Annotated in this window: 14 protein-coding genes; 7 read left to right on the forward strand and 7 right to left on the reverse strand. The window is 68.0% G+C overall.

Going from position 1 to position 17,383, the window contains the following annotated elements; translation table 11 throughout:
• Positions 1-30: 30 nt before the first annotated feature.
• Both OED01_RS00735 and OED01_RS00740 read left to right on the forward strand, forming a co-directional pair.
• A complete protein-coding gene (locus OED01_RS00735; RefSeq protein ID WP_413231598.1) occupies positions 31-468 on the forward strand; it encodes a heat shock protein transcriptional repressor HspR in 438 nt (145 codons plus the stop codon).
• A gap of 52 nt (positions 469-520) precedes the next feature.
• Positions 521-1,888 carry a flavin monoamine oxidase family protein gene (locus OED01_RS00740; RefSeq protein WP_264156477.1) on the forward strand — a complete coding sequence of 456 codons (1,368 nt, stop codon included), beginning with the start codon at positions 521-523 and terminating at the stop codon, positions 1,886-1,888.
• On the opposite strand, the gene OED01_RS00745 is transcribed toward OED01_RS00740, so the two are convergent.
• Both OED01_RS00745 and OED01_RS00750 read right to left on the reverse strand, forming a co-directional pair.
• Positions 1,822-2,556 carry a Pr6Pr family membrane protein gene (locus OED01_RS00745; protein ID WP_264156478.1) on the reverse strand — a complete coding sequence of 245 codons (735 nt, stop codon included), beginning with the start codon at positions 2,554-2,556 and terminating at the stop codon, positions 1,822-1,824. The two genes, OED01_RS00740 and OED01_RS00745, sit on opposite strands and share 67 nt — an antisense overlap.
• 105 nt (positions 2,557-2,661) lie before the next feature.
• Positions 2,662-3,537 (reverse strand): helix-turn-helix domain-containing protein, encoded by an 876-nt coding sequence (locus tag OED01_RS00750; RefSeq protein ID WP_264156479.1) that lies wholly within the window; start codon positions 3,535-3,537, stop codon positions 2,662-2,664.
• A gap of 74 nt (positions 3,538-3,611) precedes the next feature.
• Here OED01_RS00750 and melA point away from each other — a divergent pair, with 74 nt between their 5' ends.
• Positions 3,612-4,994: an alpha-galactosidase gene (melA, locus tag OED01_RS00755; protein WP_264156480.1), complete on the forward strand. Its 1,383-nt coding sequence runs from the start codon at positions 3,612-3,614 to the stop codon at positions 4,992-4,994.
• Between the two features lie 170 nt (positions 4,995-5,164).
• Here the strand turns inward: melA and OED01_RS00760 are convergent, their stop codons facing one another.
• Positions 5,165-5,740 (reverse strand): TetR/AcrR family transcriptional regulator, encoded by a 576-nt coding sequence (locus tag OED01_RS00760; RefSeq protein ID WP_264156481.1) that lies wholly within the window; start codon positions 5,738-5,740, stop codon positions 5,165-5,167.
• Positions 5,741-5,812: 72 nt separating this feature from the next.
• Here OED01_RS00760 and OED01_RS00765 point away from each other — a divergent pair, with 72 nt between their 5' ends.
• Positions 5,813-6,379, forward strand: a complete 567-nt coding sequence (locus OED01_RS00765; RefSeq protein ID WP_264156482.1) for a dihydrofolate reductase family protein — start codon at positions 5,813-5,815, stop codon at positions 6,377-6,379.
• 181 nt (positions 6,380-6,560) lie between these two features.
• Here the strand turns inward: OED01_RS00765 and OED01_RS00770 are convergent, their stop codons facing one another.
• Positions 6,561-8,885, reverse strand: coding sequence for an arylsulfatase (locus tag OED01_RS00770; protein ID WP_264156483.1), 2,325 nt, complete (start codon positions 8,883-8,885; stop codon positions 6,561-6,563).
• A gap of 198 nt (positions 8,886-9,083) precedes the next feature.
• Here OED01_RS00770 and OED01_RS00775 point away from each other — a divergent pair, with 198 nt between their 5' ends.
• The gene (locus OED01_RS00775; protein WP_413231638.1) at positions 9,084-9,959 is read left to right on the forward strand and encodes a formylglycine-generating enzyme family protein; all 876 of its coding nucleotides are present in this window, start codon (positions 9,084-9,086) and stop codon (positions 9,957-9,959) included.
• A gap of 117 nt (positions 9,960-10,076) precedes the next feature.
• On the opposite strand, the gene OED01_RS00780 is transcribed toward OED01_RS00775, so the two are convergent.
• The gene (locus OED01_RS00780; RefSeq protein ID WP_264156485.1) at positions 10,077-11,003 is read right to left on the reverse strand and encodes an HAD family hydrolase; all 927 of its coding nucleotides are present in this window, start codon (positions 11,001-11,003) and stop codon (positions 10,077-10,079) included.
• A 189-nt stretch (positions 11,004-11,192) separates the two neighbouring features.
• Here OED01_RS00780 and OED01_RS16450 point away from each other — a divergent pair, with 189 nt between their 5' ends.
• Complete coding sequence (locus OED01_RS16450; protein WP_413231599.1) at positions 11,193-12,545, forward strand: sulfatase-like hydrolase/transferase; 1,353 nt, start codon at positions 11,193-11,195, stop codon at positions 12,543-12,545.
• 1,044 nt (positions 12,546-13,589) lie between these two features.
• Here OED01_RS16450 and OED01_RS00790 read toward each other — a convergent pair.
• Entirely contained in the window at positions 13,590-15,233 is a 1,644-nt protein-coding gene (locus OED01_RS00790) for a SulP family inorganic anion transporter (RefSeq protein ID WP_264156486.1), read from the reverse strand.
• A 47-nt stretch (positions 15,234-15,280) separates the two neighbouring features.
• On the opposite strand from OED01_RS00790, the gene cls reads away from it, so the two are divergent.
• On the forward strand, positions 15,281-16,750 hold the full coding sequence (gene cls, locus OED01_RS00795) for a cardiolipin synthase (protein ID WP_264156487.1): 1,470 nt from the start codon (positions 15,281-15,283) through the stop codon (positions 16,748-16,750).
• A gap of 7 nt (positions 16,751-16,757) precedes the next feature.
• Here the strand turns inward: cls and OED01_RS00800 are convergent, their stop codons facing one another.
• A complete protein-coding gene (locus tag OED01_RS00800; RefSeq protein WP_264156488.1) occupies positions 16,758-17,345 on the reverse strand; it encodes a hypothetical protein in 588 nt (195 codons plus the stop codon).
• Positions 17,346-17,383: the final 38 nt, after the last annotated feature.

Raw genomic sequence — 17,383 nt, forward strand, 5'->3', positions numbered from 1 at the left:
GCAGTAAGAATCGAAGAAGCCCCGGAGGTGATGGCGATGGTTACCGACGATGACGACGCTCCGGTGTTCGCGATCGCCGTCGCCGCCGAGCTCGCCGGCATGCATCCGCAGACGCTGCGCCAGTACGACCGGATCGGACTCGTCGTCCCCGGTCGTACGCGCGGCGGCTCGCGGCGGTACTCGCCGCGCAACGTGCAGCAGTTGCGCGAGGTCGCCCGCCTGTCCGGCGAGGGCATGAGCCTCCCGGCGATCTCGCGCCTGCTGCACCTGGAGGACGAGGTGCGGATGCTGCGCCGTCGCGTCCTCGAACTCGAGGGCGCGCTGCGCGCCGAACGGGAGAACCGCCCTGGCGTTCGGGTCTTCGCCGCCGGCGCCGGAGGAGTCATCCCGGTCGCGGCCGGCCGCCGCATCCGGCGGTCCACCGAGGTCGTGCTGTGGCAGCCGGGCGGGCGACGACCGGAGGAGTGAGCGCACTCGCGCCGCGGACAGGTCGGGGCGGTAAGGTGGCGACACCATGAGGATGACGCGCCGCACACTGCTGATCGGCGCCGGTGTCGGCGCGATGAGTGTGCTCCTCGCGTCCTGCACGCCGGAGCCGCAACCGACACCGACCCCCACGCGGACGCCGACGAGCGCCCCGCCGACCTTCGACGGGCCGGAGCCGACGCACACCATGCGCAGCACCTGGTCGACGGATCCCTTCTTCCGCGGTGGCGCGAGCTACACGCCCGTCGGTGCGCAGCCGAGCCTGCGCGCCGCGCTCTCCGAGCCGATCGAGGGGCGGGTGTTCCTCGCCGGTGAGGCCACCGACAGCGACGCGCCGGGCACCATGCGCGGCGCCATCCGATCGGGCGAGCGCGTGGCCAACGACCTGCGCACGCGTGCAGCCGCCGGTGAGCGCATCGCCGTCGTGGGAGCCGGCCTCGCCGGGGCCGTCGCAGCGGGACGTCTCGCCGAGGCAGGAGCCAAGGTGACCGTCTTCGAGGCGCGCGAACGGATCGGCGGCCGCATCGACTCGCGCGTCGACGAGGCATGGCCGATCCCGGTGCAGCTGGGCGGATGGATGCTGGGCGTCGACGACACCGATCTTCGGGCGCGATGGGAGGGTGTCGACACGCGCCTGCTGGAGCTCACCGGTGCGGAATGGCGCTCGCCGGACGGTCCCGTCGACGCGGTCGGTGTCGAACCGCTCGCCTCAGCCCTGGAAGCCGCGCAGGCGCAGCCGAAGGACCTCTCGGTCGCCGAGGCGCTCATCGAGAACGGTGCGGATCCCGAGGAGCCGGGCCTCGCCGCGCTGCTCGCGACCGTGACCGCGGCATCCGGGGGCGACCCCGACGCCCTGTCGTCCTGGTTCCCGCCGGCGCTGCCGCCGGAGAGCTACGCGGCTCCGTCCGCCGACCTGGCCGCGTTCGTCGAGTCGTTGCTGGAAGGGCTCAAAGTGAGCCTCTCGTCGCCCGTCGCGCTGGTCGCGTACGACGACACCGGCGTCAGCCTGCGCCTGGGCACGGGCGAGTCGCTGTCGTTCGACCGCGTCGTGATCACCGTGCCGCTGGGCGTCCTGCAGCACGGCGGTGTCGAGTTCTCGCCCGCGTTGCCGTTCGCCCACCGAGACGCGATCGCCGATCTCGGATTCGGTGCGATCGAGACGATCTGGCTGCGCTTCGACGAGACGTTCTGGGACACCGAGGCCGCGCTGTGGCACGTCGTCGACGGCGACTCCGTGATCCGGACGTGGTTCAACCTGCAGCCGTCGACCGGGGAGCCCGTCCTCGTCGGCCTCGTCGGAGGCGAAGCGGCCGAGGAGTTCGCCGGCCTCGGCGATCAGGAGGCCGTGGTGGCGGCGCTCGTGTCGCTGACGCCGTTCATGCCGTCCGACGATCCGTCGTAGCGCGCCTGCCGCGTCATCGCCCGCCGCCTGCGCGCGAGCGGCGCCCACGGGCTCGGCATCCGACTCACGCCGACGACTGCCGTGGCGACGAGTGCGAAGATCGCCAGCGCCGCCGCGCACGTCACGACGAACTCGGGTGGCCCGCTGACCTGGCGCGGGTCGAGGAAGTAGTACGGATACCAGCCGATCGACGGACCGCGCCACAACGTCACGAGGCCCCACAGCACCGGGAACGCGAGGCACCCAGGCACCACCCACCAGGTGACGTGCCGGTGACCGGGGGTCAGCCCCCAGGCGAGGGCCGTGCACGCCGGGAGCCAGAAATGCAGCAGCTGATCCGACCACGGCACGTCGATGCGGATGCCGCGCAGTCCGGCCTGCCAGACGATCAGCGCGAACGCGAGACCTGCCGTGATCGTCCACGTCAGGACCAGGGCCAGCGCGATCGTGAACCAGCGGGGGTCTGTCTCGCGGACCAGCGCGAGCACCCCGCCGATCAGTAGCAGCACGACCAGCGCGCAGTTCGACTGCACCGTGAGATAGGCGAAGAAGTTGTCGCCGGCGACGGTGTTCGAGCTCAGCCCCCAGAACAGGCGGTGGATCAGGGCGCCGAGACAGACGGTGGCGGTGAGCAGGCGCAGCACGCCGAAGGTCGTCCGCCAACGCACGCTCGATCCGCCTCCTCTCCCACGCGGTCCCCGCGTCATCTGGCGAGTCTACGGAGCGCAGGTGTGAGCGAGGCGGGGACCGGCGGCGGATCAGCGTGAGCGGCGTCAGCCGAGGCGCCTCCGATACGCGCCGGGAGAGCCTCCGCAGGTCCGCGAGAACTGCTCGTAGAAGCTGCTCTGGGAGCCGAAGCCGGACTGCAGGGCGATGTCGATCATCGTGAGCCGGGTCGTGAGCAGAAGGCGTTGCGCTTCGGCGACGCGGCAGCGGGTCAGGTATCCGCCGATCGTCGTGCCGATCGTCTCGCGGAACAGCGTCATGGCGTAGTTCGGGTTGAGGTGGGCGGCATCCGCGATGTCGGCGATGGCGATCGGGTCGCGGAAGCGCGCGACGATGAACTGGGCCATCGCCGCGACGCGTGCGACGCTCTCGGATGCCCCGAACTCCCGGGGGCGCGCGGCATCGCCGACGTGTCGGAAGTGCTGCCGCAGGACGCGCCGCACCAGGGCCTGCGTCTCGAGCAGGATCGCCGTCTCGTCCTCATGGGTCTCGAGATCCTGACTCCAGACGTCGAACATCGCCTCCAGGCTCAGACCGACGGATTCGGCGGGCACGATGATCGGCCGGCCCTGCAGCAGTTCGTTGACGTCTTGGTCCGGCAGCCCCCAGTTCAGGACCCGAACAAGAGGGACGTGGATCCAGCACGCTTCGCTGTCGGGATCCTGGGGCAGGAGGCGATGAGGCGTCGCCGCCCAGAACAACGCGACCTCGCCGGCCGCGATGCTCAGGGGCGAGCCGCCGAAGAGGTAGTCCAGGCGTCCGGAAATCACGAAGTTGAGCTCGAGGTCGTCGTGCCGGTGCGCCTTGCGCATCGACGGGACGGAGCCGCGCCAGATCCAGAACCGCGGGTCCTCCACCTCCACGCCGCCATCCGTGGGCGTGGCCGGCACGCTGCGGGATGTCGTGGACGGGGACGTACTCATGATCTGAGTATTCCGGAAGAATCGACGATCCGGGAGGACGAATGCCGGATGAGCCCGCCGCTACCGTCGAGGTCATGGCTACTTCCTCCTCTCCGAAGGTCACCATCATCGGTGCCGGCGGCTATGTCTTCCCGTTCCGGCTCATCGGCGATCTGTTGAGCTTCCCCGCGCTGCGCTCCAGCACGCTGTGTCTGATGGACCTCGACGCCGATCGGCTCTCGCGGACCGCCACCGCGGCGCGTTCGCTGCGCGACCACCACGGCTTCGACACCGTGATCGAGGAGACCACCGACCGCCGTGAGGCTCTCCGCGATGCGGACTTCGTCATCATCACGTTCCAGGTCGGTGGCGTGGACTCCTACCGGCACGACGTGATGATCCCTCGTGCTCATGGAGTCGATCAGACCGTGGGCGACACGGTCGGCCCCGGTGGCGTGTTCCGGTTCCTGCGGTCGGTCAGCGCGTACGAGGCGATCGCTGCGGACGCGTTGGAGCTGTGCCCGGATGCTCAGATCATCAACTACGCGAATCCGATGGCGATGGCGACGGGGTTCCTGAACGCCAAGGGGCTCAACACCGTCGGGCTGTGCCACAGCGTGCAGGGCACGACGCGGATGCTCGCTCGCACACTGGATGTGCCGTATGACGAGGTCAGTTACGTCTCGGCCGGCATCAACCACCAGGCGTGGATCCTGCAGTTCCGCCGCGGCGAAGAGGACCTGTATCCGCGGTTGCGCGAGACGATGGCCGGCCGTCACCGCGTCGGCGCCTCCGCCACCGAACTGGCGGAGGACGACGGCAATCACAGTGAGACCGCGGAGGCGGCCTCGACGTACGAGGGCGGCAACGAGCAGGTCCGCACTGAGATCATGAACGCGTTCGGCTACTTCCAGACCGAATCCAGCCATCACGCATCCGAGTACCTGCCGTACTTTCGCAAGGACCCGCAGACGACTCTGGAGTTCATCCCGGAACGCTGGGACTACTACGAGATCTGCGCGTCGCACGACGAGTCCGGTGACATCGACCAGCAGCTGACGAAGCTCAAGGACGACCTCGCGCCCTCGGTGGAATACGGCGCCATGATCGTCAACTCGATCGTGACCGGCGTACCCAGCGTCGTCTATGGGAACGTCCCCAACGACGGTCTCATCTCGAACCTGCCCGGTTCGGCGTGCGTGGAGGTGCCGTGCCTCGTCGACAGTATCGGCGTGCAGCCGACGGCGATCGGGGAGCTCCCGCCTCAGCTCGCCGCCGTGAACCGGACCAATGTCAACGTCCAGGATCTCGCCGTGCGTGCCGCGCTGAGGGGTGAGCGCGAGCATGTCTACCACGCCGTGATGCTGGATCCGCTGACCAGCGCGCAACTGACGCTGGGCCAGATCCGCGAGATGACCGATGAGCTCTTCCATGCGCACGCGGCCCTGCTGCCTGTGGGACTGCAGCCTGCGTCGTGAGGCCCTGAGCGTGTCCGGGTTCGTGCGGGTGATGCAGGCGCGCACCCGCGCGAACCCGGACACTCCCGTAGAGGATGTCCGGGTTTTTGCGGGTGCGAGCGCCGATTACCCGCTCCAACCCGGACACGCCCCGCGGGCGAGGTCGTCGGGCGTGCTCTGCGATCCTCGGTTCAGCTCCCCCGCGGCAGCAGTCCGTCGACGAGGGCGTCGACGATGGCATCTGTGGAGGTCTCCGGATCGATCGAGGATGTGAGCCGGTCGAGCAGGAGGCCGTCGATCGCGTAGTGGAACAGGGCGATCTCTCGGGCGCCGCCGGGGAGGCCAGCGGCTTCGTTGAAGGCGACGTCCGCAGCGAAGCCGCCGCGCAGCCACGACGACATCAACTGAGCGAGTTCGGGCCGCCTGGCCGACTCGAGCCGCAGCTCGAACAGCGCGAGCGTGACCTCGCGCTCGGTCGACAGGCGCCGCACGATATCGCGGAGGTACTCGGCGAACAGTTCGCGGCTCGGTTCCTGCGCTGCGCGGCTTTCGAGGTCCGCCGGTGTCGGGGCGAGACGCGCGCCGATCCGCTCGAACAGTCCGGCGAACAGCGCCTCGCGCGTGCGGAAGTAGTTCGACGCGGTGCCGATCGGCACCCCGGCGCGTTCATCGATCGCTCGGTGGGTGAGCCCGCGAGACCCTTCGCTCGCCAGGACGGCGATCCCGGCATCCGCGAGCGCCGCGCGTCGAGCTTCGTTCTTCGCCATGACAGCAGACTAGCGCAACCACTGCACTTGTTGTAGTCTCAAACCACTGCACCTGTTGTGATTGGAGCTCCTATGCGCGAACTGACCTACTACGTGGCCGTCACCCTCGACGGCTTCATCGCCGGACCGAACGGCGAGTTCGACTTCCTCCTCGCCGAGGGTGATCACCGGGACCTCATCAATGACCGGTTCCACCAGACGATCCCGACCCAGTTCAGCGAAGCCCTCGGCATCCCCACCGACGGCGAGCTGTTCGACACCGTCCTGATGGGATGGAACACCTACGCGGTCGGGCTGCCCGATATGCCCAGCCCCTATCGACACCTGCGGCAGGTCGTCTTCACGCGGCGCGACCCCGAGCGGGTCGAGGGCGTCGAGTTCACCGACCGCGATCCCGTCGAGACCGTCCGTGCCCTCAAAGAGGAGGACGGCAAGGGAATCTGGCTGTGCGGTGGGGGAGCGCTCGCCGCCGTGCTGGCCGACGAGATCGATCGGCTCGTGCTGAAGATCAATCCCGTGCTGATCGGCGATGGCATCCCGCTGTTCGGACGCCGCGGCTACGCGCCGAAGGCGCTCACCCGCACGGCGACGACCGCGTTCGAGTCCGGCGTGGTGCTGGCCGAGTACGCGCGCACCTGATGGAACCAATGCGTGTCCGGGTTGAGGCGGGCGATCGTGCGCCGAACCCGCACCGACCCGGACACGCACCGTCTGCGTGTCCGGGTTCGCGTGAGTCGAACGACTGCTGACCCGCACCAACCCGGACACGAAGCAGGGCGGGAAGGCCGCTGCCCTCCCGCCCCGCTCGCCGACCGGACCCCTACTCGCGGGCGAACGCCGCCTGCGCCTCGAGCTCGAGGTCGAGGTACTGCTCCTCGCTCACGTCGATGCCGACGCCCAGCAGCTTCCCGCCCGTGAACGGGAACGGGTTCGTGTACTGGTGGCTGACCGCATCCGCGCTGTCGAAGCCGATGCACAGGCCGTCGCCGCAGAGCGTGAACTTCCCGATCTGCGCGCGCATCGGACCCTCCGCGACGACCTGGTCGTCGACGTAGAGCTTCGCCGTGCCGATCGACTCGCCGTGCTCGCCCGCGCTCTCGCGGATGAACTCGACGCCCAGCGCGTGGGGTCCCGGCGTGAGGACGCCTGACGTGAACGTCTGCTCCGGCGGGATGCCGAGGAAGTTGTAGACGTAGGTGAGCCGACCGCCCTTGATGAACAGCGCGTGCCCGCCGAAGCGCGAGCCGTGCGCGAAGATGACACCCTGCGTGTCCTCTTCGACCACCACGTCGCCGATGATCTTGAACGACCGGCCGCGGACGTTCACCGCCACCGACTCCGGCACCGCCGTCGTGCCGGGGTAGTAGACGTAGCGCGTGCGGGGAGGCTCCGCCTGCGGGCGCTCGATCGTGAGCTGCTCGCGGGCCGGACGGTCATCCATCGGATAGACGTTGTTGTCCTTCGCCTCGATCTCGAACGCCTCGATGAGCTCCTTGAGCTTCTCGGGATGCTCGGCGGCGAGGTTCCTGGACTCCGAACGGTCGACGTCGACGTGGTACAGCTCCCACTCGTCCTCGTCGAAGCGGCCGTGGCCGGTCAGCGGGGCGTGGATCGTCGCAGCCTTCCAGCCGTCCTTCCAGATGCCGCGCGTGCCGAGCATCGCGTAGTACTGCACGTGCTTGTCGGTCGGAGCGTCGGGGGCGGCATCGAACGACGATCGCATCGACACACCCGGCAGCGGGCGCTGCTCGACGCCGCGGAAGATCTCGGGGAACTCGATGCCGATCACATCGAGGATCGTCGAGACCACATCGACGGAGTGGTGGTACTGGTGACGGACCTCGCCCTTGGCCTTGATGCCGGCCGGCCAGTGGATGATCATCGGGTCGCATGTGCCGCCCGAGAACTGCGAGTAGCGCTTGAACATCTTGAATGGGGTCGAGAACGCCGCCGCCCACCCGGTGGGGTAGTGGTTGTACGTCTCGTTCGAGCCGAGCGCGTCGATCTTGTCCAGGTTCTCCTTCAGGTCGTCGGGGAAGCCGTTGAAGAACTTGTTCTCGTTGACCGAACCGTCGGGGCTGCCCTCGCCGGATGCGCCGTTGTCCGCGCAGTAGAAGATCAGCGTGTTCTCGAGCTGGCCCGAGTCCTCGAGGTAGTCGATGACGCGCCCGATCTGGACGTCGGTGTATTCACTGAACGCCGCGAACACCTCGGCCATCCGGCTGAACAGCCGCTTCTCGTCGTCCGAGAGCGAATCCCACGGCTTGACGTGGTCGGCCGCGTTCTCCTGGTCCTCCGGCATCGGGTTGAACTCGGTCAGCGCCGTGCCCTCTGGCAGGATGCCCCGCTCGATCATGCGCTCCAGCACCCACGTGCGGTAGGCGTCGTAGCCGTCGTCGAACAGGCCCTTGTATTTGGCGATGTACTCGTCCGGCGCCTGGTGCGGTGCGTGGTTGGCGCCCGGGTTGTACCAGGTGAACCACGGCTTCGAGGGGTTCGAGGACTTCTGATCGCGGATCATCCGGATGGCCTGATCGGCGAGGTCCTTCGAGAGGTGGTAGCCCTCCTCCGGTGTGTACGGCGCCTCGATGAAGCGGTTGTCCTCGACGAGGTCGGGGTACCACTGGTTCGTCTCGCCGCCGAGGAATCCGTAGAACCGGTCGAAGCCCATCGCCAGCGGCCACTGGGACTTGCTGCCGCCGGACGAGATGTCCTCCTCAGGGACGTTGTGGTTCTTGCCCACCCAGAACGTCGAGTAGCCGTTGTCCTGCAGCACCTGACCGATGGTCGCGCACTCGGCGGGAATGCGCCCGGAGTAGCCGGGGAAACCGTTCGTGCCCTCCATGATCACGCCCATGCCGTTGGCGTGGTGGTTGCGACCGGTGAGGAACGTGGACCGCGTCGATGAGCAGATCGATGTCGTGTGCCACTGCGTGTAGGTGAGCCCGTTCTCGGCGAGACGGTCCAGCGTCGGCATGTTGATCCGCCCGCCGTACGGCGACCAGGACGCGATGCCCGTGTCGTCGTACAGGATCACGAGGATGTTGGGTGCGCCGTCGGGCGCTTTCGGCAGCTCGTAGGGGCTCCAGTCGGGCACGGAGTCTCGCACGTCGACCGCGATCTTGCCGCTGAATTCCTTGGTCATGGTTTCCCTCCAGTCGGGAGAGCGGATGCCTCCGCGCACGTACGCTCCACACGGTACCGGCGGCGCGCCGACCGAGCCAGAGGTTCACCCGCATCGGGTTAGGAACAAATCGGATCGGCGCCGACGTCCGTGCGGCGCGGATACGGTGGGAGCGTGACGACACACGATCAGGTGCTCCTCGACGGCGGAACGTTCCTCATGGGCTCGGATGAGTTCTATCCCGATGAGCGCCCCGTGCACGAGCGGACGGTCGCCCCGTTCCGCATCGATCGCTATGAGGTGACCAACGCCCAGTACGCCGCGTTCGTCGACGCCACCGGTTACATCACGGTGGCCGAACGCGAGCTCGACCCGACCGCGTTTCCCGGAGCAGACCCGGCCGACCTGGTGCCGGGATCGATGGTGTTCACTCCGACGTCCGAACCGGTGGACCTGCGCAACTGGCGCAACTGGTGGCGCTGGCAGCCCGGCGCATATTGGCGTCGGCCCTTCGGGCCTGATTCGGCGATCGACGACCGCCTGCAGCATCCGGTCGTGCACATCGCCTTCGAGGACGCGAACGCCTACGCCGGGTGGGCAGGTCTTCGCCTGCCCACCGAGGCCGAGCACGAGTTCGCCGCCCGAGGCGGTCTCGAGGGCAAGCGCTTCGCGTGGGGCGACGAGGCGTACCCCGACGGCGTTGCGCAGGCGAACTCCTGGTTGGGCCGCTTCCCGTACGACAACCAGGGCGTGGGCGACGCGGCTCCGGTCGGCTCGTACCCGGCGAACGGCTACGGTCTGTACGACCTGATCGGCAACGTCTGGGAGTGGACGAGCGACTACTACACGCCGCGGCACCTTCGGTTGTCCGACAAGCCGGTGGATGCCGGGAAGCGCGCGAATCTGCTCGCCGCCGCGAGCGCGGTGAGGGAGTTTCCCGAGATTCCTCGGCGCGTGCTCAAGGGCGGCTCGCAGCTGTGCTCGCCGGACTACTGCCTGCGCTTCCGTCCGGCTGCGCGATCGCCACAGGCCGAGGACACCGGCATGTCGCACATCGGGTTCCGATGCGCCGCCGACGCTCCCTCTGCTCGTTGAGCGAGCGGAGGGAGTCGAAACGGGGTGATCGCCGAGCAGCAGTCGCCGCGTTTCGACTCCTCGCTGCGCTCGTCGCTCAACGAACGGGGGGGGCTCGTCGCTCAACGAACGAGCGGATCAGGGCGCGGTCGGGAAGACCTGCGACCAGTCGTCGCGCACGCTGATCACCGTGAGGTCGTCCGCGGCGAGAGCCTTCTCGGCGCCGTTGTCGTAGGGGATGTCTCCGCGATCGGTGTCATCGTCGTGATGCACCAGCAGGGCGAGGCTGCGGGGGCTGCCCTGGGCGTAGCGCAGCATCGGCACGTCACCGTTCGAGTTGCCGGCTGCGAGGATCGGACGCCGCCCGGTGCGCATCCAGATCCGCACGGGCTTCTCGGGGCCGTCGTCGAAGTAGGCCAGCTTGGGCGCGTAGCGCACGACGTTCGCCTCCTCGTCGTAGGTGAGTCCGAGTCCCGTGCCGATCACGCGTTCGGCGGGGATGCCGTAGTTCGCCACGGTCATCGGCCGCATGAAGTCGCGTTCGCCGCCGGAGACGATGTACGCCGTGAAGCCGTTCGCCTCGAGGTATCGCACCAGCTCGACCATCGGTTGGTACACCGCCAGGGAGTACGGGGTTCCCAGGGAGAGGTGCCGGGCGTCGCGGTAGAACTCCGCGACCGAGGCGGCATAGTCGTCGACGCTTCGCCCCGCCGAGCTGCCGGCGACCGCCGCGATGAGCACACCGAGATCGGCGTCGTCCCCGGCGTAGTGCTTGTCGACGGCGGCGGCCAGCCACTCGAGATCGCCGGAAGCCGCAGCCTTGTACGGCTGTTTCTCGGCGAGCGCCGGGTCGGCCTCGGCGGCCTTCTTCCACTCGCCGAGCAGGTAGTGCAGCTGCGTGACCATGGGTTTCTCGGTCCACAGCGTGCCGTCGTTGTCGAAGACCGCGACACGCTCCTCAGGGGCGACGTAGTCGGCACCGCTTTCTTCGGTCACAGCCGCGACGAAGTCGAGGATCGCCGTGCGGGTCGGGGTGTCACGCCACGAGGGCAGGATGTCGGTCATGGGTTCTCCTCGGATCTGGCTCCGACCCTATCGCTCGCACGGCGAATCCGAACTGTTTCGTTGTCACGTGACGCATGCTGTGCCACGGTTGTCGAGAGTCGCCGAACTCGGCGGCTCGTGATCGGGAAGGGGCGGTCGCGGGCGATCCAGCTGCCCTGTGCCGCCGCTGCCAGGCCTGAGAGGTTGACCGTGAGTAACGAGCCCGTCGTCCATCGTTCCGCACTACCGATTCCCGACCTCGCGTACACCGGCACGGTGACGTACGACGCGACGGACCCGGACACGCACTACCCGCCGATCACACCCACTCGCCCGCCGGAAGGGGCACCGAACGTGCTGGTCGTCCTCATCGACGACACGGGTTTCGGTGCATCGAGCGCGTTCGGCGGCCCGGTCCAGACGCCCACCTTCGAGCGCATCGCGTCGCAGGGGCTGAAGTACACGCGATTCCACACGACCGCCCTGTGCTCGCCCACGCGTGCCGCCCTGCTGAGCGGTCGCAACCACCACACCGTCGGCATGGGCGGCATCACCGAGATCGCCACGTCTGCGCCCGGCTACAGCTCGCTGCGCCCGAACGACTGCGCCCCGCTCGCCGAGACGCTCAAGCTCAACGGCTACAGCACCTCGCAGTTCGGCAAGTGCCATGAGGTACCGGTGTGGGAGTCGAGCCCGATGGGACCGTTCGACCACTGGCCGACCCCGGGCAACGGATTCGAGTACTTCTACGGCTTCATCGGCGGCGAGACCAATCAGTGGTATCCCGCCATCTACGAGAACACTTCGCCGGTCGAGCCGTGGGGCACTCCCGAAGAGGGATACCACTTCATGGGCGACATGACCGACAAAGCGATCGGATGGATGAAGCAGCGCAAGGCGCTGACGCCCGACAAGCCGTTCTTCACGTATTTCGCGCCGGGCGCGACGCACGCCCCTCACCACGTCCCGCAGGAGTGGGCCGACAAGTACAAAGGGAAGTTCGACCAGGGCTGGGACGCCCTGCGCGAAGAGACGTTCGCCCGGCAGAAGGAGCTCGGCGTCATCGCCGCCGATGCAGTGCTCACCGAACGCAGCCCCGGCATCCCGGCGTGGGACGAGATGAGCGCGGATCTGCACCCCGTCCTCGCTCGTGAGATGGAGGTGTACGCGGGGTACCTCGAGTACGCCGACCACCACGTGGGACGACTCATCGACGCGCTCGACGAGCTCGGCGAACTCGACAACACGCTCGTCTACGTCATCATCGGCGACAACGGTGCATCCGCCGAGGGGACGATGAAGGGCACGACCAACGAGGGCTTCGTCATCAACCACATGGACGCGATGGAGGACGACGCGTACATGATCGCCCACAAGGACGAGCTGGGCACGCCGCAGTCGTACAACCACTATGCGATCGGGTGGCGCATGCGATGGACACGCCCTACCAGTGGACCAAGCAGGTCGCCAGCCATTGGGGCGGCACGCGCAACGGCACGATCGTGTCCTGGCCGAACGGCATCGCCGCGCGCGGCGAGATCCGCAACCAGTTCGCGCACGTGATCGATGTCGCTCCCACCGTTCTCGTGGCGGCCGGCATCCCGGAGCCGTCCTCCGTGAACGGCGTGACGCAGCGCCCATACGAGGGCACGCCGATGAACTACTCCTTCGACGATGGCGACGCCGATGAGCGTCACACCACGCAGTACTTCGAGATGCTGGGTAACCGCGCCATCTTCCACAAGGGCTGGGTCGCCTGTGCGAAGCACAAGGACCCGTGGCTCGGATCGTCGCACGGTCTGGACGACGACGTGTGGGAGCTCTACGACGTCGAGGAGGACTGGACGCAGTCGAAGGACCTCGCCGCCGAGCACCCGGAGAAGCTCGCCGAGCTGCAACGTCTCTTCCTGATCCAGGCGGCCCGCTTCAGCGTGCTGCCGATCGATATCCGCTCGGCGGAGCGCTTCAACTCCGAGATCGCCGGGCGTCCGGAACTCGTCAAGGGCTCGTCCCAGACGCTGTACACCGGGATGAAGCGGCTGAGCGAGAACTCCGTGATCAACCTGAAGAACAAGTCCTTCACCATCACGGCCTCGATCACGGTTCCGGATGCCGGTGCCGAGGGAGTGCTGATCGCCCAGGGCGGCTCGTACGGAGGATGGAGTTTCTACGCGCACGAGGGCGGCCTGCGGTTCGCGTACAACATCCTCGGAATCAAGACGGATGTGGTCGCAGGCGACGCGAAGCTGGATGCCGGAACGCACGAGGTGCGCGCGCACTTCGCCTACGCCGGTGGTGGCGTCGGTAAGGGCGGCACGGTGTCCCTCTACGACGGCGAGACGCTGGTCGCCGAGGGTGTGGTCGAACGGACGCTGCCGTTCATGTACTCGATGGACGAGACGGTCGACGTCGGACAGGACGTCGCCTCACCGGTGTCGCCCGACTACGGCGCACGCGGCAACGAGTTCACCGGTGAGATCGGCTGGGTGCGGCTGGATGCCGGTGACGACGACCACTCGCACCACGCCGACCCCGACCATCTCATGACGATCGCGATGACCCGGCAGTAGCGCGCCGGCCACCGCGGCATCCGCTCGAGCGCCCGGCTCAGGCGGATGACGCGGCCAAACCGTCCTCGACCGAGTCGTGAGCGCGCCCGTCGTGTTCCAGTTCCGCGTACCACGAGGTCCGTCGCGCGACCACCTGCGCGGTGTCCGGCAGCTTCGCCATGTGAAGTGCGATGCCGAGCTGGGACAGCTCGCGGTCGAGATCCTCAAGCGCATCGAGGATCGTGATCGTGACGATGTCGAGGCGCTCGACGTCCAGCACGACGGCGGTGACTGGCTCGGGCTGGGTCGTCGCGATGGCGACGATGGCGCGCTCGTTCTCAAGGGCATTCGCCGTGTACAGCCCCCGGCCGAGGTGGATCCCGATCGCCGATCCGCGACGACCCACGACGTCGAGCTTGGGGATGTTGAGCTCCCGCAGCACGAGGACGAGCGTCACGACGACCCCGACGGCCACGGCGGCGAGCAGCCCGACGGACAGGCCGATGAGCGCGACGACGAGGGCGATCCAGAAGTCACGGGGGCTGATGCGCGCCCACCGGACCAGTTCGGGGATGTTGATGAGCCCGGCGACCGCGACGAACACCATGGCGGCCAGGGTCGCCTGCGGCAGCAGGTTGAGCACCGGTCCGAGGAACAGCGACACGAGGATCGCGAGCGCGACCGTGACGAGTGTGGACACCTGGGTCTTGGCGCCCGCGGCCTGATTGACGGCGCTCTGCGAGAACCCGCCCGCGGATGGCATCGTCGTGAAGAACGCGCCGACGACGTTCGCTGCGCCGGTCGCGAACAGCTCCTGGTTGCTGTCGACCTGCGGCTCCGTCGCCTTGCGGATGCCGCGGGCCACTGCGGCCGATTCGAGGAAGGCCATCACGGCGATCGCGAGGGCTCCGGGTACGAGATCGGCCAGATGGCTGAGGTCGGGTAGCCGCGGCGTCGGGATGCCGGACGGAACGGGCTCGATCAGCGCGACGCCGGCCGCCGTCAGACCGGTGAACGCCGCGAGGAGGATGCCGCCGGCGACGACGATGAGCGTCCCCGGCACGCGGGGCGCGAACTTCTGCAGGACGACGAGCAGGACGGTCGACCCCACCGAGAGCGCGATGGTGGCCGCGTTCGCGCTGCCGAAGGCGTCTCCGACCGCCAGGAGTGACCGGATGAACCCGTCACCGGAGACGTCGCCCGTCTCGCCGAGGAGTTTCGGCAGCTGCCCGACCGCGACGGTCGCGCCGACGCCGATCTTGATGCCCAGCACGGTCGCTGTGCTGATGTTCTCCACCAGGGAGCCCAGCTTGAAGATGCGAGCGAGGAGAAGGAGGAGACCGACCAGCAGGGTCAGCGTCACGAGGGAACCCAACGCCTGATCCGGATCCTCCGCGTTCGCGGCGACCCCGGCCGACACCAGGGTCGTGGCCGTGAGCGTCGCGATCGTCGACGTGGTCGATACGCTCATCGCGCGGCTCCCGCCGAGCAGCGCGTACACGAGCATCGGGATGATGCAGGTGTACAGGCCGATCTGCACGGGCAGGTTCGCGATGGTCGCGTACGCCATCGCCTGAGGGATCACGACGGCCCCGGCGGAGAGTCCGCCGACGACATCCGCGACCAGCCATTCCCGTCGGTACCCGGAGAGCGTCGGCAGCAGCCACCCCGGCCGGTGCGCGGGAGATGTCGTAGAGGTCACATGCGCGAATCTACCGGGAGGGCATCGAAGTACGGCACACTTCAGGAGTGAACTCCCTTCTCCTCGCCAACCTCGGGTGGGTGGCCAGCGCGATCATCGTGCTCATCATCAACATCGCGGCGCTGATCATCATCCCCAAGGGGCGCAAGCCCACGGCCGCGATGTCGTGGCTGCTGCTGATCTTCCTGCTGCCGATCGTCGGCCTCGTGGTGTTCCTGCTGATCGGCAACGTGAAGCTGCCCAAGAAGCGTCGGGCGGAGCAGGCGCGGATCGACGGCATCATCCGCGACCGGGTGGCATCGGGCGACTTCCGCGTCGACACGTCGGGCTGGCCGACCTGGTTCACCCGTGTCACGACGCAGAACACCGAGCTCACCAGCTTCCCGCCGATCGGTGGCAACACGGCCGAGCTCATCTCCGACTACGAGTCGTCGATCCGTGAGATGGCCGCGGCCATAGACACGGCGCAGACCTACGTGCACGTCGAGTTCTACATCGTCAGCTGGGACGAGACGACGAAGGTCTTCTTCACGGCCATGGAGAACGCAGTCGCCCGCGGCGTGACGGTGCGACTGCTGGCCGACCACATCGCCTCGCGCAAGGTCGCGAAGGCTGACGAGACCTTCGCCGAACTCGACCGCATCGGCGTGCTGTGGAACTGGATGCTTCCGGTGCAGCCCCTCAAGGGCAAGTACCAGCGCCCTGACCTGCGCAACCACCGCAAGCTCGTCGTCGTCGACGGGCGCGTCGCGTTCGTCGGATCGCAGAACCTCATCGACCGCACGTACAACTCGCCCAAGAACATCAGCCGCGGCCTCAAGTGGCAGGAGCTCGTGTCGCGCGTCACCGGCCCCGCCGTGACCGAGATCGATGCCGTGTTCCTCTCCGACTGGCTGATCGAGACCGGTGAGCAGCTCGACGAGATCGTCGCGGCATCCGAGGTGGCGGCATCCGCCTCTCCCGACGCGCTGGTGTGCCAGCTGGTCCCGAGCGGCCCCGGTTACGAGACCGAGAACAACCTGCGCCTGTTCCTCTCGCTGATCCACGGCGCGACTGAGCGCGTCATCATCACCAGCCCGTACTTCGTCCCGGACGAGGCGATGGTCTACGCGATCACGATCGCCCGGCAGCGCGGGCTCGAGGTGCAGCTGTTCGTCTCCGAGCTCGGCGATCAGGGCATGGTCTACCACGCCCAGCGCTCGTACTACGAGGCGCTTCTCGAGGCGGGCGTGCGGATCTTCCTGTACCCGGCGCCGTTCATCCTGCACTCCAAGCACTTCTCGATCGACGACGACATCGCCGTGATCGGGTCGAGCAACATGGACATCCGCTCGTTCACCCTCAACATGGAGATCTCCATGCTGGTCCGAGGGGCGTCGTTCGTCGCGCAGATGCGCGAGGTCGAGCAGGCCTACCGCGACGCCGGGCGTGAGCTGACGCTCGAGGAATGGCGCCGCGAGCCGGTGAAGTCCACGTTCCTGGACGGGGTCTTCCGGCTCACCTCCGCGCTGAACTGATCGCGCGTCAGGCGGGCGGAAGGCGGAGGACGTCGCCGGATTCACCGGCGGTCAGGTCGTCCGAGATGCGGATGCTGCGGGCGAGGTCGTCCAGCGCGGGAAGCAGCGTGCCGAATCGCTCCCGGTCGCTGCAGATGACGTTGAGCGTGACCAGGTGCGTGCCCGTGTCCCACGTATATGTGGCGAACGGAGGAGATTCCGGGGTCGGCGGGATCGCCATCACGAGCTTCTCGCCGACGCCGAGCGGTGTCGCGAACGTCTCGGTGTCGTCGTACTCGATCGGCATGTTCGCCCTGGCCATGCGCACCTGAGGTGTGAGCTCCTGCGTCGTCGCGAGGGCGACGACGAGTTCTGGGTCGGCCTTCCACGTCCAGGCGAGCACGCGGCCGTCCGCCTGGCGCATGGCGATCGGGGCCGCCTGACTCATCAGCCACGCGCCGAATCGCGAACCGGGTCGTGCCGTGGCGCCGACGGCCTGATTCGCCTGCCCGAGCAGCATCCGCAGCGCCGCCTTGCGGTGGCGGCGCCCCTTCCACCCGAACGAGTCGGTCACGGGGATCCACAGGGCCGGGTCGGCGGATGCTGTCAGGCGCATGTCTCAACGCTAGGGGAACGCGCTGGGATCCTGTTGTG

Origin of the sequence: Microbacterium sp. M28 (genome assembly GCF_025836995.1) — a bacterium.
Taxonomy (GTDB): domain Bacteria; phylum Actinomycetota; class Actinomycetes; order Actinomycetales; family Microbacteriaceae; genus Microbacterium.